Origin of the sequence: Streptomyces sp. NPDC059874 (assembly GCF_042731135.1) — a bacterium.
Lineage (GTDB): Bacteria > Actinomycetota > Actinomycetes > Streptomycetales > Streptomycetaceae > Streptomyces.
This window is the reverse complement of record NZ_JBHWJY010000005.1, coordinates 106,556-121,574: the sequence shown is the minus strand read 5'-3', so window position 1 is coordinate 121,574 and position 15,019 is coordinate 106,556. Positions and strand designations below refer to the sequence as shown.

At 72.6% G+C, this 15,019-nt stretch carries 11 protein-coding genes; 2 read left to right on the top strand and 9 right to left on the bottom strand.

Annotation, left to right across the window (positions count from 1 at the left end):
* Positions 1 to 167: 167 nt before the first annotated feature.
* The 5 genes from ACFV9H_RS04835 to ACFV9H_RS04815 all read right to left on the bottom strand — a co-directional run bounded on the left by ACFV9H_RS04835 (position 168) and on the right by ACFV9H_RS04815 (position 7,976).
* Positions 168 to 2,612 (bottom strand): protein kinase, encoded by a 2,445-nt coding sequence (locus tag ACFV9H_RS04835; protein ID WP_385393349.1) that lies wholly within the window; start codon positions 2,610 to 2,612, stop codon positions 168 to 170.
* A complete protein-coding gene (locus ACFV9H_RS04830) occupies positions 2,612 to 4,843 on the bottom strand; it encodes a PQQ-binding-like beta-propeller repeat protein (protein ID WP_385393346.1) in 2,232 nt (743 codons plus the stop codon). Before ACFV9H_RS04830 ends, ACFV9H_RS04835 begins: the two co-directional genes overlap by 1 nt.
* A gap of 174 nt (positions 4,844 to 5,017) precedes the next feature.
* Complete coding sequence (locus tag ACFV9H_RS04825) at positions 5,018 to 5,527, bottom strand: O-acetyl-ADP-ribose deacetylase (protein ID WP_385393343.1); 510 nt, start codon at positions 5,525 to 5,527, stop codon at positions 5,018 to 5,020.
* A gap of 114 nt (positions 5,528 to 5,641) precedes the next feature.
* Positions 5,642 to 7,063, bottom strand: a complete 1,422-nt coding sequence (locus ACFV9H_RS04820; protein WP_385393341.1) for a phytoene desaturase family protein — start codon at positions 7,061 to 7,063, stop codon at positions 5,642 to 5,644.
* An 88-nt stretch (positions 7,064 to 7,151) separates the two neighbouring features.
* Entirely contained in the window at positions 7,152 to 7,976 is an 825-nt protein-coding gene (locus tag ACFV9H_RS04815) for an inositol monophosphatase family protein (RefSeq protein ID WP_385393338.1), read from the bottom strand.
* 196 nt (positions 7,977 to 8,172) lie between these two features.
* Here ACFV9H_RS04815 and ACFV9H_RS04810 point away from each other — a divergent pair, with 196 nt between their 5' ends.
* Together ACFV9H_RS04810 and ACFV9H_RS04805 are read left to right on the top strand one after the other, a co-directional pair.
* A complete protein-coding gene (locus ACFV9H_RS04810; protein ID WP_385393335.1) occupies positions 8,173 to 9,312 on the top strand; it encodes an alpha/beta hydrolase in 1,140 nt (379 codons plus the stop codon).
* A gap of 83 nt (positions 9,313 to 9,395) precedes the next feature.
* Positions 9,396 to 10,364 (top strand): arylamine N-acetyltransferase, encoded by a 969-nt coding sequence (locus ACFV9H_RS04805; RefSeq protein ID WP_385393332.1) that lies wholly within the window; start codon positions 9,396 to 9,398, stop codon positions 10,362 to 10,364.
* 6 nt (positions 10,365 to 10,370) lie between these two features.
* Here the strand turns inward: ACFV9H_RS04805 and ACFV9H_RS04800 are convergent, their stop codons facing one another.
* From ACFV9H_RS04800 to ACFV9H_RS04785, 4 genes are read right to left on the bottom strand one after another with little or no spacing between them, the layout of a single operon-like run.
* A complete protein-coding gene (locus ACFV9H_RS04800) occupies positions 10,371 to 11,372 on the bottom strand; it encodes a TIGR03842 family LLM class F420-dependent oxidoreductase (protein WP_385393329.1) in 1,002 nt (333 codons plus the stop codon).
* A 22-nt stretch (positions 11,373 to 11,394) separates the two neighbouring features.
* Positions 11,395 to 12,795 carry a dihydropyrimidinase gene (gene hydA, locus ACFV9H_RS04795; RefSeq protein ID WP_385393326.1) on the bottom strand — a complete coding sequence of 467 codons (1,401 nt, stop codon included), beginning with the start codon at positions 12,793 to 12,795 and terminating at the stop codon, positions 11,395 to 11,397.
* 10 nt (positions 12,796 to 12,805) lie between these two features.
* Positions 12,806 to 14,059: an aspartate aminotransferase family protein gene (locus ACFV9H_RS04790; RefSeq protein WP_385393519.1), complete on the bottom strand. Its 1,254-nt coding sequence runs from the start codon at positions 14,057 to 14,059 to the stop codon at positions 12,806 to 12,808.
* Between the two features lie 38 nt (positions 14,060 to 14,097).
* Positions 14,098 to 14,940 carry a nitrilase-related carbon-nitrogen hydrolase gene (locus ACFV9H_RS04785; protein WP_385393323.1) on the bottom strand — a complete coding sequence of 281 codons (843 nt, stop codon included), beginning with the start codon at positions 14,938 to 14,940 and terminating at the stop codon, positions 14,098 to 14,100.
* Positions 14,941 to 15,019: the final 79 nt, after the last annotated feature.

The window sequence follows — 15,019 nt, the reverse complement described above, 5'->3', positions numbered from 1 at the left end:
TCCCCGCACTCCCCGCAGGGCGTCGAACGCAACCGCCCTCCCCTCGAGGAGACGACGCCGCGCCAACCGGGTCACCGGGCCCCTGCGCTGCGCGGGCAACGCCCCGGCCCTGGACCGCGAGGGCACCCTGGTCCAGGGTCCCCGGACGGGACAGTGCCGCTGAGTGGTCACTTCGCGCTCAGCGCCACCAGGCCGTTCGTGCCCGTGCCGTACACGCGGCCGCCGCCCGCCCAGACGGCGACCGAGCCGTACGCCAGGGCGGAGTTCAGCACGTATGTCCAACGGGCCTTGCCGTCCTCGGCGTTCAAGGCCCAGAGGTAGCCGCCGGAGCTGAGGAAGACGGTGTCGTCCGCGCTCAGGAGGGTGAGGGCTCCCGAGATCTTGTGCTCGACCGAGCCCGCCCAGCGGACGGCACCGGTGGCGGTGTCGAAGGCGTAGACGACGATGCCGATGGCGGCGAGCCCGGGAATGCCCTGCACCCCGGGGACGTCCACGGGGCTGGCCATGCCCGCGGCGTAGACGGTCTTCCCGTCCGGGCTCGCCACCACGGTCCCGAAGGCGGTCTTGGGCGATCGCCAGGCGACCTGGCCGTTGGCCTGGTCGATGGCGTACAGGCCGTCGGTCATGTGGAGGAAGTAGCCGCCGGCCGAGGAGTGCGGCCCGTCGTTCAACAAGCCGCGCTGGCCCTGCACCAGTCGGTCCATCGTGTTTCCGGCGGCACCCGGAGAGGGCTGCTCCCAGGCGACCTTCCCCTCGCCGGTCGTCTCGATGCCCGCGATCCTGGCGGGGCTGCCGTCGTTGTTGGCCGTCACCCACATCATCCGGGTCCCGGAGGAAGGAAGGAACATCCTGCCCTGACTGATCGTCACCTCCGGGTCCGTGAGCCGTACCTTCCAGGTGACCTTCCGCTCGGCCGGGTCCACCGCCCAGATCGTGTGTCCGCTCCGGAACTCGAAGCGTTTCGACGGATCGGCGGAGGGGTTCATGGCGCTGGAAGACGTCGTGCCGGTGATGTAGATCTTCCCGCCGAGCATGCCCAGTACCGACACGTTGAACGATGCTTCGGCCGGCACGAGGGACGTCGGCCGGCCGTTCAAGGGCAAGGTCCAGGCGTCGGCTCCGGTGTCGAGACGGATGGCCCTCAGGATCGACTCCCGCCCGTTCGCACCGCCGGCCACCACGGTGTACGCCGTGCCGTCGGCAACGGTGGCGACGAGGCCCACGAGACCTCCGTACAGCGCGTCGGAGGTGACTGCCACCGGACCCCAGACAGGAAGGCCGGTCCGGCCCATGGCCCAGGCGTTCTTGGCGCTGATCGCGAGGACCGTCTCGCCCTCGCCGGTGATCTGCACGGGAGGCTCGGTGACCGGCGCCGTCCACAGGGGGGTCGCCGTCACCCCGGTTCCGAGCGGGCGCGCCGGGTCGGTCAGGGCGTGCCCGGACTTCTTGGCGCCACCCGGCTCGCCGGAGCGTCCGCGCCCGAGCCACAGCCCCACCGCAGTGCCGCCGCCCGCCAGCGCGACGGCTCCGCCGGCCACGCCGAGCAGCAGCGCACGACGGCCGGGGCGGCCCTGTTCGACGGACTGCGGACCGGGCGGCGGACCGGACTGCGGGCCGGGCAGCGGCCCTGGCGGGGAAGCCGGTGGGAGCGGGAGGGCCGGCGGCGTGGGCACCGGAGCCACCTCGGGCGCCATGACCGCCGCGGCCGCCTCGATGGCCGCGGTCAGGGCCGGCGGCAGCCACGCTCCCGCGGGGCGCGGGGCCGCGTCCCGTTCGACGTAGGCGACGACCTCGCGCGGAGTGGGCCGGTCGGCGGGGTTCTTCGCCAGGCACGCGGCGACGAGGGGACGTAAGCCGTCCGGCACCTCCGACAGGTCCGGCTCCCCCCGCACGACCCGTTTGAGGACGTCCACGGTCCGCCCGCCGTCGAACGGCCCCGAGCCGCGCGCGGCGAAGGCGAGGGTCGTCCCGAGCGAGAACACGTCGCTCGCCGGGCCGACCTGGCCGGCCGTGGCCTGTTCCGGCGACATGTACGCCGGGGTCCCGAGGACGGTGCCGGCCGCTGTGAGCACGGTGCCGTCCGCGGCCCGCGCGATCCCGAAGTCGATGACGTGCGGGCCGTCCAGGGCGAGCAGCACGTTGCCCGGTTTGAGGTCCCGGTGGGTCAGGCCCGCCGCGTGGATCGACTCGAGCGCCTCGGCGATCCCGGCGGCGAGCGCCCGTAACGCGGGCTGCGGCAGCGGGCCCGCGAGGGCCACGGCGCGGCCGAGCGAGACGCCCGGTACGTACGCGGTCGCCATCCAGGGCGCCGGGTCCTCGGGGTCCGCGTCGACGACGGGGGCCGTGAAAGCGCCGGAGACGGCTCGCGCGGCCGTCACCTCGGCGCGGAATCTGGCCCGGAAGCCCGGGTCTGCGGCCAGTTCCGGCCGTACCCGTTTCACGGCGACGGTCCGGCCGCCGGGCGAGCGCCCGAGGTACACGGCGCCCATACCCCCGGCGCCCAGCCTGCCGAGGAGGATGTACGGGCCGACCCGGGGCGGATCCGAGGGGCCCAGCGGCTCCAGCGGGTGCGGCGGCGCCGGCGGGTGCGGCGGCTCTGGCGGGTTCGTCATCAGGATCCGTTCGCGTGCAGGGCGACGACCGTCGTCGTGTTCGGATTCGCGAGGCAGAGCCGGCCGTCGCCGGCGCTCCAGGCCAGGGTCACGGGATCGATTCCCTTCCAATCGAAGTACTTCCAGCGGGGCTTGCCGTTCGACGCGTCGAAGGCCCAGAGCACGCAGTCGGCTCCCATCCGGTACACGTTGCCGTCGGCGTACAGCAGGCGGGCACCCAGTGGGGCCGAGCCCTCGGCATCGGCCGGGAGCGGCGTCCGCCACCTGGTCCGGCCGCTCGCGGCCTCCGTGGCGGCCAGCGAGAGGCCACCGTCCGCGTCGCGCCACAGGGCGTACACGACGATGCCCTGCTCGTCGGTGGCGATGCCGTCGCCCCGGGCGGACGCCGCGACGGCCGATGCTCCCGGCACCTTCCACGCCTGCTCGCCCGTCGCCAGGTCCAGGCCGGACATCGCGCCTTGCGTATCGACGAGGACGGCGTACCGTGCGGCGGTGGCGAGCGCGCCCGGCCTGACCCCCTTCGACCAGGCGGCGGCGCCCTTCGCGTCAAGCGCGACCAGCCGCTCGGCGCCCGCGTACAGGACGCCGTCCCCGGAATACGGCAGGGCATGGAAGAGGGGCTGGGTCTCCGCCGTGCGGTACCAGGCGGTGGCGCGGGACGCGAGGTCCAGTGCCCACACGCCGTATCCCTCGGAAGCGGAACTCCTCCCGGGTGTCAGGGAGATCACGTAGGCGCGGCCGCCGCGCACCCCGCAGAAGCCGGAAGCTCCCGAGCCCTCCGCCTCGTTCAGGACGGCTGTCCAGGACTCCTTGCCGTCGGCCATGCGCAGGCCGAGGACGGCGGCCTTGGGGGCGGCCGTGTCCATGCCGGTCGTCCCGCCCACGTGGAGGCGGCCGCCGTCCACCGCGGCGACGCTCCTCGGGTTGGGGCCGGTGACGGAGAAGGCGAGGCCGTGGAAGTCACCGTTCACCGTCCACTTGTCGCGGCCCTGGTCGTCGAGCCCCCAGATCTGGCGCAGCGACACGCACGCCACGGTGCCGTTCGCGGAGAGCACCTGGGGGCACGCGGCTGGCATGCGTTTCTGCCAGGCCAACTTCGCTTCGAGGACGTCGTTCCCGGAGGGGCGTCGCGTGCCGGACCCTCCGGCCCGCTTGGACGTGTCCCGGTTCATCGCCCAGACCGTGCCCGCCGCCCCGGCGGCGAGGGTGCCGCCCGCCAGGCCCAGGAGCAGCTTGCGGCGGCTCGGGCCGCGGTCGCGGTCGCCTTCCGGTATGTCCGCTGGGGCGCCGGAGCCACCGGGGAGGACTGCCGTCGGCCCGGTGAGCGGCAGGGTCGGTGCGGGTTCGGGCAGCGCCGTGAGGGCCGCCCGCAGCGCGAGCACATCGGCCGCCACCGGCCCCGGGAGCCAGCCCTGAGCACGGTGGGACCGGTCCGCCCGCTCGACGTGGGCGACGACCTCGTGCGGGGTGGGCCGTTCGCCGGGTTCCTTGGCCAGGCAGCTCTCGATCAGCGGGCGCAGGCTCGCGGGTACCGCGGACAGGTCCGGCTCGGTGTGGACGACCCGGTACAGGACGGCCGCCCCGGCCCCGTCGCCGAAGGGGCTCGTGCCGCTCGCCGCGAACGCCACCGTGGAGCCGAGGGAGAACACGTCGCTCGCCGGGGTGAGGTGGCGCCCCACGGCCTGCTCCGGGGACATGTAGGGCGCCGAGCCGATCACGGAGCCGGTCGAGGTGAGGACCGTGCCCTCGGCGGCGCGGGCGATGCCGAAGTCGATGACGTGCGGGCCGTCCAGGGCCAGCAGGACGTTCGGCGGCTTCAGGTCCCGGTGGATCACCCCGGCCCCGTGCACCGAGACCAGCGCTTCGGCGAGGCCCGCCGTCAGCATCCGGAGCGCGGCCTCGGGCAGCGGGCCGTGCGCGGTGACCGCCCGGTGCAGCGACAGGCCCACGACGAACGCCGTTGCCATCCAGGGGACTTCGGCGTCCGGGTCGGCGTCCACCACCGGGGCCGTGAACGCCCCCGACACCCGTCTGGCCGCCGCCACCTCCCGCTGGAACCGGTCCCGGAAGGCAGGGTCCCCCGCCAGTTCCGGCCGTACGACCTTCACCGCGACGGTTCGGCCTCCGGCCGACCGCCCGAGGTACACCATGCCCATCCCGCCCGCCCCCAGCCGACCGGCCAGTGCGTAGGACCCGATGCGTAACGGATCGGCGGCGCCGAGTTGTTCCATCAGTCGATCCCCTCCCCCTGCGGCCCTCAGGCTACGTCGGCCGGACCGTAGATCCCTTGGAGTCGAGAGGACCACTTCCCGCTTCTCCACAGCGTGAACACAGACTCGACGGGCGGAGCGTGCGCGGGAAGAGGAGCCCGTTCCGCCGCGGCGGACACCGGGCCACACCGGCCCTCACCCCAGGGCGGCCTCGAACGACGCGTATGCCGCCGCGTCGAAGAGGACGAATCGCACGTCCTCCACCCGGGTGCGCGCCGTACGGACCGTTTCGACGGCGATGCGCGCCCCGTCGTCCATCGGCCAGCCGTACACACCGGTGGAGATGGCGGGGAACGCGACCGTCCGCGCCCCCAGTTCGTCGGCGACCCGCAGGGATTCGCGGTAGCAGGAGGCGAGCAGCTCGGAGCGGTCCTCCTCGCGCGACCAGACCGGGCCGACGGTGTGGATCACCCATTCGGCCGAGAGCCGGCCCGCGGTGGTGGCCACGGCGCGGCCGGTCGGGAGGCCCTTGCCGTAGTGCGAGCGGCGCAGGGACCGGCAGGCTTCGAGGATCTCCGGGCCGCCGCGGCGGTGGATTGCGCCGTCCACTCCCCCACCTCCCAGGAGGGAGGAATTCGCGGCATTGACGATCGCGTCCACGTGCTCGGCCGTGATGTCACCCTGCACCAGGGTTACTCGCACCATGATCCGTCCGTCCTCTCTCCTCCACGGCGATCCGATGAGGATTGCATTCGGAACGTCGATTGTCGCCTTCGTTCAGGCCCCCGGCACCGCCCCGCCCCGCCCCGGGCCGTGCCGTCAGCCGGAAGCGGCACGCAGCCGGCGCCAGACCGCCTTGGCCGCGTTGTGCCCGGACATCCCGTGCACACCAGGCCCCGGAGGGGTCGCGGAGGAGCACAGGAAGACCGCCGGGTGGGCCGTCGCGTACGGGGTGAGGGAGAGCTTCGGCCGCAGCAGGAGCTGGAGTCCCGCGGCGGCGCCGCAGGCGATGTCCCCGCCCACGTAGTTGGGGTTGCGTGCGGCGAGCTGGGGCGGGCCGGCCGTGGCCCGGGCCAGGACCAGATCGCGGAAGCCCGGGGCGAAGCGCTCCAGTTGGCGTTCCACGGCGTCGGTGAGGTCGCCGTCCCAGCCCGCGGGAACGTGTCCGTACGCCCAGAACACGTGCTTGCCGTCGGGCGCCCGGCCGGGGTCGACGAGGCTGGGTTGCGCGGTGATGAGGAAGGGGTTGCGGGGGGCCCGCCCGCCCGAGGCGAGCTGGAGGGCCGCGTCGATGTCCCGGGCGCCCGGCCCGACCTGGACGGTGCCGGCCCGGCGCGGCTCCTCCGCGGTCCACGGGACAGGGCCGTCCAGCGCATAGTCGATCTTGAAAACGGAGGCGCCGTACTTGTAGCCGTCGTACGCGCGCCCCAGGCGGGCGATCCGGGCCAGCGCGGTCGGCGAGGTGTCGAAGACGTACGCGCGGGCCGGCGGGAGGTCGTCGAGCCGCTTGACCTCGAAGCCGGTGTGGATCGTCCCGCCGAGGTCGCGCAGGTAAGCGGCGAGCGCGTCGGAGATCGACTGCGAGCCACCGCGCGGCATCGGCCAGCCGTTCGCGTGCGCGGCGAGGGCGAAGACCAGGCCGACGGCGCCGGTGGCGATCCCGCCGAGCGGCGCGATGACGTGCGCGACGAGCCCGGAGAACAGCGCCCGCGCCCGGTCGTCCCGGAAGCGGCGCATCAGCCACGTGGAGGGCGGCAGCCCGGTGAGCCCGAACCGGGCCAGGGTGAGCGGATCCCGGGGCAGCGCGGTGCTCGGCAGGGACATGAAATCCCGGGCGAGAGTGTCCCATTTGCCGAGGAACGGCTCGACGAGGCGCCGGTACGTGCCCGCGTCGCGCGGCCCGAGGGACGCGGCGGTCTCCGCGACCGAGCGGGACAGCACGGCGGCCGTGCCGTCGTCGAAGGGGTGCGCCATGGGCAGCGGGGCGTGCAGCCACTCCAGCCCGTACCGCTTCAACGGCATCGTGGCGAAGACCGGCGAGCCGATGCCGAGCGGGTGCACCGCCGAGCACGGGTCGTGCCGGAAGCCCGGGAGAGTGAGCTCCTCGGTCCTGGCCCCGCCGCCGACCGTCTCGCCGGCTTCGAAGACGGCCACCGAGAAGCCCCGCCGGGCCAGTTCCACGGCGGCCGTCAGCCCGTTGGGCCCCGCCCCCACCACGACCGCATCGAGAATCGACGGCACTTGCGACTCCTTCGTCCGGCGGCGCCTGCGCCTCCAGGATATTGCGCCCGCACCGCCCGCCCCCACCGCGCGGCCGGCCGGAGGGCGGCTACTCTCCGCGCAGCAGGTCTCGGATCCGTACGGTGGTGGCCTCGTCGCGGCCCACCGCGAACGGCAGCGCGTTGTCCCGGTCCACTCGGAAGGGGACCCCGTCGACGGTGCTGTGCGCCCCGCCCGCCTCGGTGACCAGCAGCAGACCGGCCGCGTGGTCCCAGGCCGAGGGCCAGGTGAAGGCCAGGCCGTCCATTTCGCCGCGGGCCACCTTCAGGTACTCCAGGCCCGCCGAACCGCACGGCCGGGCCGCGACGCCGGGCACGTCCAGCCGGCTCAGGATGCGCTTGTGCTCGTCGGAGGTGTACAGCGGGTGGGCCATGGCGACCCGCAGGTCGGCGCCCGCCTCGGGCGAACCGCAGTGGATCCGCTCGCCGTTGACGTACGAGCCCGCACCGCGCACGGCGGTGGCGAGCTCCTCCAGGGCGGGGGCGAAGGTCCAGGAGGCGAGGATCTCGCCGCGGTGGGCCAGCGCCACCAGGGTGCAGAAGCCGGCGTCGCCGGCGACGAACTGCCGGGTGCCGTCAACCGGGTCCACGATCCACACCGGGGCGTCCCCGCGCAGCGCCCCGTACACCGTCGGGTCGGCGTGCACCGCCTCCTCGCCGACCACGGCGGAGCCGGGCAGCAGGCGGGTGAGGGAGGCCGTCAGGTGCTCCTCGGCCTTGCGGTCGGCGATGGTCACCAGGTCGTGCGGGCCGCTCTTCTCGTCGACCTCGTGCTCGGCCAGCTGTCGGAACCTCGGCATGATCTCGACCGCCGCCGCCTTGCGGACGGCCTCTTCGACATCGGGCAGGCCCTTGGCCAGGAACTCATTGATCATGCCCCCAGCAAAGCACGCCCGACCGACAAACCCCACCGCCGGCTGCGAACGTCCGCCCGGACACCGGGTGTACTCGAGGTGAATCGGCCACCGTGAAGGGGCCTCGTCCGTCCGGAGGAGTGCGTAATGCCTGGTGAGTGCGGCCTGGCCGGGATCCACCGGCCGGGCCACCCGCCACCGCCCCCTGGGAGACCCTGTGCGCCGTCCCTCCGTCCTGCGCCGTGCGCTGGCGCTGTTCGCCGCCGCGGCCGCGCTCGCGGTGGCCGTGCCCGGCGCCCCCGCCGGGGCCGCCGGAGCCGGGGCCACGGCCCTGCCCTCGCTGCCCGCGCCGAACGCCCACGGGCTGACCCTGCGCACCTGGTCCCCCGCCGCCGGCCAGAGCGAGCGGATGGGCGACGCCGCTGTCACCACCGCCGCGATCTTCGCCCCGCACGGCGGGACCCCGTCGATCGACCCGGTGCGGGTGCCGGTGCGGGTTCGGATCCTGTTGCCGGAGAACTACCGGCGCGACCCGGCCCGCCCCTACCCCGTGCTCTACCTGCTGCACGGCGGCACCGGCGACGTCGAGCAGTGGTCGAAGACCGACGAGGGCAACGTCACCGCCGCCCTGGCGGGCTCGGCCTTCCCGGGCATCGTGGTGATGCCGGAGGGCGGCAAGGCGGGCTGGTACAGCGACTGGCCCGGGCACACGGACGGATTCTTCGCCCCGCAGTGGGAGACCTTCCACGTCGAGCAGTTGGTCCCCTGGATCGACGCCAACTTCAACACGGTGCGCGCCGCCTCCGGGCGGGCCGTCGCGGGCGTCTCGATGGGCGGTTACGGGGCCCTGCGCTACGCGGGCCGCCACCCGGAGGTGTTCTCCGCCGTCGGGGCGTTCTCGGCCGGTACGGACATCCACCACCCCGGCGCCCAGAACCTCATCGCCGACTCCACCTGGGCGGTGGGCGCTTCCATCGTCTGGACCGGCCTGTTCGACGGGAAATTCCGGGTGACGGGCGACACCCCGTACCGCATGGCGACGGTCTTCGGTCCGCCCTCCGGTTGGCCCGCCCTGAACCCGGTCAACCTCGCGCTGGACGGCAAGTACGCCCCGTACAGCGGGCGGATGGCCCTCTACGCGGGCGGCGCGGGCGGTGCCGGCGAGACGGACATCGGCCTCGGCGCCGCCGCCCTCCACCAGGACCTCAAGGACCGCGGGGTCGCCCACCGCTACTGTCAGGGCGCGGGCGAGCACCAGTGGCCGTACTGGGTCCCGGAACTCCAGGACTTCGTGGCCTTCGTCTACGGCACGAAGCCGGCCTCCTGCCCGAACGGCTGGGGCGCCGAGACCCCGTAGGCAGCCGGCACTGTCCCGCGAACGTGACGTTCTCGCACCCGGAGGGTCCGGCCGGGAGCGAACCCTTGTGCAGTATGTCCGGCATGACGACGAACGACGACGCCACGGCCTGGCAGGGCGGCCTCCTCGACCTGGACGCGTACCTCCGGCGTACCGGATACGACGGAGAGCTCGCGCCCACCCTCGACGTTCTGCGTGCGCTGACCCGCGCGCACATCACCTCGATCCCCTTCGAGACCGTCGAGATCGTGCTCGGCCGACCGATCCCCCTCGACCTGCGGGACGTGCAGGACAAGCTGGTCCACGCCCGCCGCGGCGGCTACTGCTACGAACACAGCGTGCTGCTCGCGGCGGTGCTGGAGCGCATCGGGTTCAAGGTGACGGGGCTGGCCTCCCGGGTGCGCATCGGTACCGAGACGCTCCGCCCGGCCACGCACGCGATGCTGCGCGTGGAGACGGTCGAGACCCCCGAGACCGGCAAGGTGTGGGTCTGCGACCCGGGTTTCGGCCGCAATCCCATCGAGCCCATGGAACTGGTCGACGGCGCCGAGGCCTCTGTCGGCGGCTGGGGCTTCCGGCTGGAGCGGACCCTCACCGAGACCGGCAACCTGCTGTACACGATGCGCTCGCGGGGCGCCGACGGCTGGTTCGACCTGCACGCCTTCACCCTCGACCAGCGGTACGCGCCGGACTGGGTGGTGGCCAACCACTTCCTGTCCACGCACGTGCGCTCCCCGTTCGCGGGACGCCTGCTCGTGCAGCAGATGCGCGACCGGGAGCACCTCGCCCTGGACGGCAGCACCCTCACCACCACCCTTCCGGACGGTACTTCCGAGACGCGCGCGTTCGCCCCGGAAGAGGTTCCGGAGGTCTTGCGCGAGGTGTTCGGCATGCACCTGCCGCATTCGGACCACGCCGAGCTCGTCGCCCGGGTGTACGTGGCCCGACAGGCCGTCGCGCTGTACCCGGCGACCGTGCACCCGCCGGCCCAGGCCGTCCCGCACCTGTGGACGCACCGGACCGGCCGCAGGGTCCCGACCGCGCTCTGCTGAGCGGCGTCAGTCGCGCAGCACCGGGATGACGTGCTGCCCGTACGCGTCGATCGTGGCCTCCCTCGCGTCGTGCATGTCGTACACCGCGAACTGGTCCACGCCGAGGTCGCGCAGGGCCCGCAGCTTCTCGATGTGGGCCTCCACCGGCCCCAGCAGGCAGAAACGGTCGACGATCTCGTCGGGGACGAAGTCGGTCGAAGGGTTCCCGGCGCGGCCGTGGTGGCTGTAGTCGTACCCCTGGCGGGCCTTGATGTACTCGGTGAGCTCGTCCGGGACCATCGAGGAGTGCTCGCCGTAGCGGCCGACGAGGTCGGCTACGTGGTTGCCGACCATGCCGCCGAACCAGCGGCACTGGTCGCGGGCGTGCGCGAGGTCCTCGCTCACGTACGCGGGGGCCGCCACGCAGATGGTGATCGCGGCCGGGTCGCGGCCGGCCTCGACCGCCGCCTCGCGGACCGCCTTGATCATCCACTCGGTGAGGTAGAGGTCCGCGAGCTGGAGAATGAAGCCGTCCGCCTTCTGTCCGGCGAGCGCGAGCGCCTTCGGCCCGTACGCCGCCATCCAGACGGGGAGCTTGCCGTCGCGGATCCACGGGATGCGGATCGGGTTGCCGTCGACGACGGCCTCGCGGCCCTCGGCCAGGTCCCGGATGACGTCGATGGCCTCGCCGAGCCGGGCCAGGGTGTTGGGCTTGCGCCCGGCGACCCGCATCGCCGAGTCGCCGCGCCCGATCCCGCAGACGGTGCGGTTGCCGAACATGTCGTTGAGGGTGGCGAAGGTGGAGGCGGTCACCTCCCAGGTACGGGTGCCCGGGTTGGTGACCATGGGGCCGATGTGCAGCTTGCGGGTGTGTTCGAGGATCTGGCTGTAGATGGTGAACGGCTCCTGCCACAGCACGGCGGAGTCGAAGGTCCAGCCGTAGCGGAAGCCGTTGCGCTCGGCGCGGCGCATCAGGCTGACCACCTGCGAGGCGGGCGGATCGGTTTGCAGGACGAGGCCGAAGTCCATACGGACGGCTCCTTACACGTGCTTACAAGTACTGGCAGGTGGAGCGGGGAATGTAGGCCCCGTGCCCGGCCCGGCCGGTGAATTCGCGCTGGTCGATGACGAGTTCGCCGCGGGAGAGCACCGTGTCGACGCGTCCGGTGATCCGCTTGCCCTCGTACGCCGAGTAGTCCACGTTCATGTGGTGGGTCTCGGCGGAGATGACCTGCTCGGCGTGCGGATCGTAGAGGACGATGTCGGCGTCGGAGCCCGGTGCGATGGTGCCCTTCTGCGGGTAGAGGCCGAACATCCGGGCCGGGGTCGCGCAGGCGATCTCGATCCAGCGGCGGCGGCTGATGTGCCCGTCCAGGACGGCCTGGTGGAGGAGGTCCATGCGGTTCTCCACCCCGGGCAGCCCGTTGGGGATCTTGGAGAAGTCGCCCCGGCCCAGCTCCTTCTGCCCGCGGAAGCAGAACGGGCAGTGGTCGGTGGAGACCACCTGGAGGTCGTTGGTCCGCAGCCCCCGCCACAGCGCCGCCTGGTGCTCGCGCGGCCGCAGCGGCGTCGAGCAGACGTACTTGGCGCCCTGGAAGTCGGGCTCCGCGAGGTTGTCGGTGGACAGGAAGAGGTACTGCGGGCAGGTCTCCCCGAAGACGGGCAGCCCCTTGTCGCGGGCGGCGGCCAGCTCGGCCACCGCCTCCTCCGCCGAGACGTGGACCACGTACAGCGGGGATCCGGCGACCCGGGCGAGCTGGATGGCCCGGTGGGTGGCCTCGGCTTCGAGGAGCACCTTGCGGACCTCGCCGTGGTGGCGGGGGTCGGTCTCGCCGCGTGCCAGGGCCTGTTCGACGAGGACGTCGATCGCGATGCCGTTCTCGGCGTGCATCATGATCAGCCCGCCGTTGCCGGAGGCCCGCTGCATGGCGCGCAGGATCTGTCCGTCGTCGCTGTAGAAGACGCCGGGGTAGGCCATGAACAGCTTGAAGGAGGTGACTCCCTCCCCGATGAGGAGGTCCATCTCCTTCAGCGTGCCCTCGTTGACGTCCGAGAGGATCATGTGGAAGGCGTAGTCGATGGCGCACTGGCCGTCGGCCTTGGCGTACCAGGCGTCGAGTCCCTCGCGCAGGGAGTGGCCCACGGTCTGTACCGCGAAGTCGACGATGGTGGTGGTGCCGCCCCAGGCCGCGGCCCTGGTGCCCGTCTCGAAGGTGTCCGAGGCGGAGGTGCCGCCGAAGGGCAGCTCCATGTGGGTGTGCGCGTCGACCCCGCCGGGGATGACGTACTTCCCGCTCGCGTCGATCGTGCGGTCGGCCGTCCAGGCCTCGGCGGCCGCAGAACCGTGTGCGGCGAGGGCCGCCACGCGGCCGTCCTCGATCAGGACGTCCGCGTGCAGTTCGTCGGCGGCGGTGACGACGAGGCCACCGCTGATCAGGGTGCGGATGCTCATGTGCGTCCCCCTACTGGACGGTGCGCAAGGCCTGTTCGAGGATCTCGGCGCCCTCTTCCGCCTCGGCGACGGTGAGGGAGAGCGGCGGCGCGATGCGCAGCACGCTGGTGTGGTGGCCGCCGCCCTTGCCGATCAGCAGGCCGCGTTCGCGGGCGGCCTCCTGTACGGCGGTGGCCGCGTCGGGGTCGGCCTGGTCGGTGCCGGGCTTCGTGAGTTCCAGGCCGGCCATCAGGCCCCGGCCGCGGACCTCCCGTACGGCGGGCACGTGGGCGGCGATGGCGCGCAGCCGCTCCAGGAGCAGGCCGCCGACCCGTCGGGCGTTGCCCTGGAGGTCGTGTTCCAGCAGGTAGGCGAGGTTGGCGACGCCGGCGGCCATCGTGACCGGGGAACCGCCGAAGGTGGAGATGGAGTTGGAGTCGATGCAGTTCATCACCTCGGCGCGGGCCACGACTCCACCGATGGACATGCCGTTGCCGATGCCCTTGGCGAAGGTGAGGATGTCCGGCGGGCCGTTCTGCGCGTGGGCCTGCCAGCCCCAGAAGTGTTCGCCCGTCCGGCCCCAGCCGGTCTGCACCTCGTCGCTGATCCACAGGATGCCGTGCCGGTCGAGGACCTCGCGGAAGGCCCCGTACAGCCCGTCGGGTGGGGAGGTGAAGCCGCCGACGCCCTGGATCGGCTCGGCGATGAGGGCGGCGACTCCCCCGCGGGCCTGGCCCAGTACGTCTTCCAGGTCCGCGACGGCGGCGGCGGTGAAGGCGGCGTCGTCGAGGTGGGCTAGGGGGCCGCGGGTGCGGACCGCGCCCTGGACGTAGTACGTCTGGAGCGGCGAGAGGCTGGTCGGGGACCAGCTGCGGTTGCCGGTGATCGAGACGGTGGAGAAGGACCGGCCGTGGTAGCTGTTGCGCATCGCCAGGATCTGGTTGGAGCGGCGGTACGTCGTCGCGAGCAGCAGGGCCGTGTCGTTGGCCTCGGTGCCGGAGGTGGTGAAGAAGACCCGGGCGTCGGGGATGCCGGACAGGGCGGCGACCCGCTCGGCGAGCTCGATCATCGGCCGGTTGAGGTAGAGCGTGGAGGAGTGGATGATCCTCCCGGCCTGTTCGGCGACGGCCTTGGTGACCTCGGGCAGGGCGTGGGCGGTCATCGTGGTGAGGATGCCGCCGAAGAAGTCGAGGTAGCGGTTGCCGTCGGCGTCCCAGACGTGACGGCCCTCGCCGTGGGTGAGCTCGATGGGGTGCTTGTAGTAGAGCGCGAGCCAGTCGGGCATGACGGTGCGGTGGCGGCTGTGGAGCGGGGTGGGGTTGGTCACGGCTGTACGAGCCCTCCGTAGGCGTCGGGGCGGCGGTCGCGATAGAAGGCCCACTGCTCGCGGACCTCCTTGATCAGGTCGAAGTCGAGGTCGCGGACGAGGAGTTCCTCCTCCTTGTCGCTGGCGACGTCGCCGACGAACTGGCCGCGCGGGTCGACGAAGTAGCTGGTGCCGTAGAAGTCGTTGTCGCCGTACTCCTCCTGGCCGATGCGGTTGATCGCGGCGATGAAGTACTCGTTCGCGACGGCCGCGGCGGGCTGTTCCAGCTGCCAGAGGTAGGCGGAGAGGCCGCGGTGGGTGGCGGACGGGTTGTAGACCAACTGTGCTCCGGCGAGGCCGAGTTGGCGCCAGCCCTCGGGGAAGTGGCGGTCGTAGCAGATGTAGACGCCGACCTTGCCGACGGCGGTGTCGAAGACGGGCCAGCCGAGGTTGCCCGGGCGGAAGTAGTACTTCTCCCAGAAGCCCTTGACCTGGGGGATGTGGTGCTTTCGGTACTTGCCGAGGTAGCTGCCGTCGGCGTCGATGACGGCGGCGGTGTTGTAGTAGAAGCCGGCGCTCTCGAGCTCGAAGACCGGGACGACGATGACCATGCCGGTCTCGCGGGCCAGGTCCTGCATGCGACGGACGGTCGGGCCGTCGGGGACGGCCTCGGCCCAGCGGTAGTGCTCGGGCTCCTGGACCTGGCAGAAGTAGGGAGCGTTGAACACTTCCTGGAAGCCGATGATCTGCGCGCCCTGCGCGGCGGCGCGGCGCGCGTGCTCCTCGTGTTTGGCGATCATCGATTCGGTGTCTCCGGTCCAGGTGGCCTGGACCAGCGCGGCGCGGACGACTTGGGCCATGAGCTGCTCCTCGCGACGGGAACGCCGAGTTCTACGCACGTAGACGGTGTACGTAGGGAGTAGAACGTAGGCCTCGGCA

Bases quoted from the DNA above. Each gene is read 5' to 3' on its own strand.
- ACFV9H_RS04835 (WP_385393349.1), bottom strand. From the start codon at position 2,612: ATGACGAACCCGCCAGAGCCGCCGCACCCGCCGGCGCCGCCGCACCCG.
- ACFV9H_RS04830 (WP_385393346.1), bottom strand. From the start codon at position 4,843: ATGGAACAACTCGGCGCCGCCGATCCGTTACGCATCGGGTCCTACGCA.
- ACFV9H_RS04825 (WP_385393343.1), bottom strand. From the start codon at position 5,527: ATGGTGCGAGTAACCCTGGTGCAGGGTGACATCACGGCCGAGCACGTG.
- ACFV9H_RS04815 (WP_385393338.1), bottom strand. From the start codon at position 7,976: ATGATCAATGAGTTCCTGGCCAAGGGCCTGCCCGATGTCGAAGAGGCC.
- ACFV9H_RS04805 (WP_385393332.1), top strand. From the start codon at position 9,396: ATGACGACGAACGACGACGCCACGGCCTGGCAGGGCGGCCTCCTCGAC.
- ACFV9H_RS04800 (WP_385393329.1), bottom strand. From the start codon at position 11,372: ATGGACTTCGGCCTCGTCCTGCAAACCGATCCGCCCGCCTCGCAGGTG.
- hydA (WP_385393326.1), bottom strand. From the start codon at position 12,795: ATGAGCATCCGCACCCTGATCAGCGGTGGCCTCGTCGTCACCGCCGCC.
- ACFV9H_RS04790 (WP_385393519.1), bottom strand. From the start codon at position 14,059: ATGCCCGACTGGCTCGCGCTCTACTACAAGCACCCCATCGAGCTCACC.
- ACFV9H_RS04785 (WP_385393323.1), bottom strand. From the start codon at position 14,940: ATGGCCCAAGTCGTCCGCGCCGCGCTGGTCCAGGCCACCTGGACCGGA.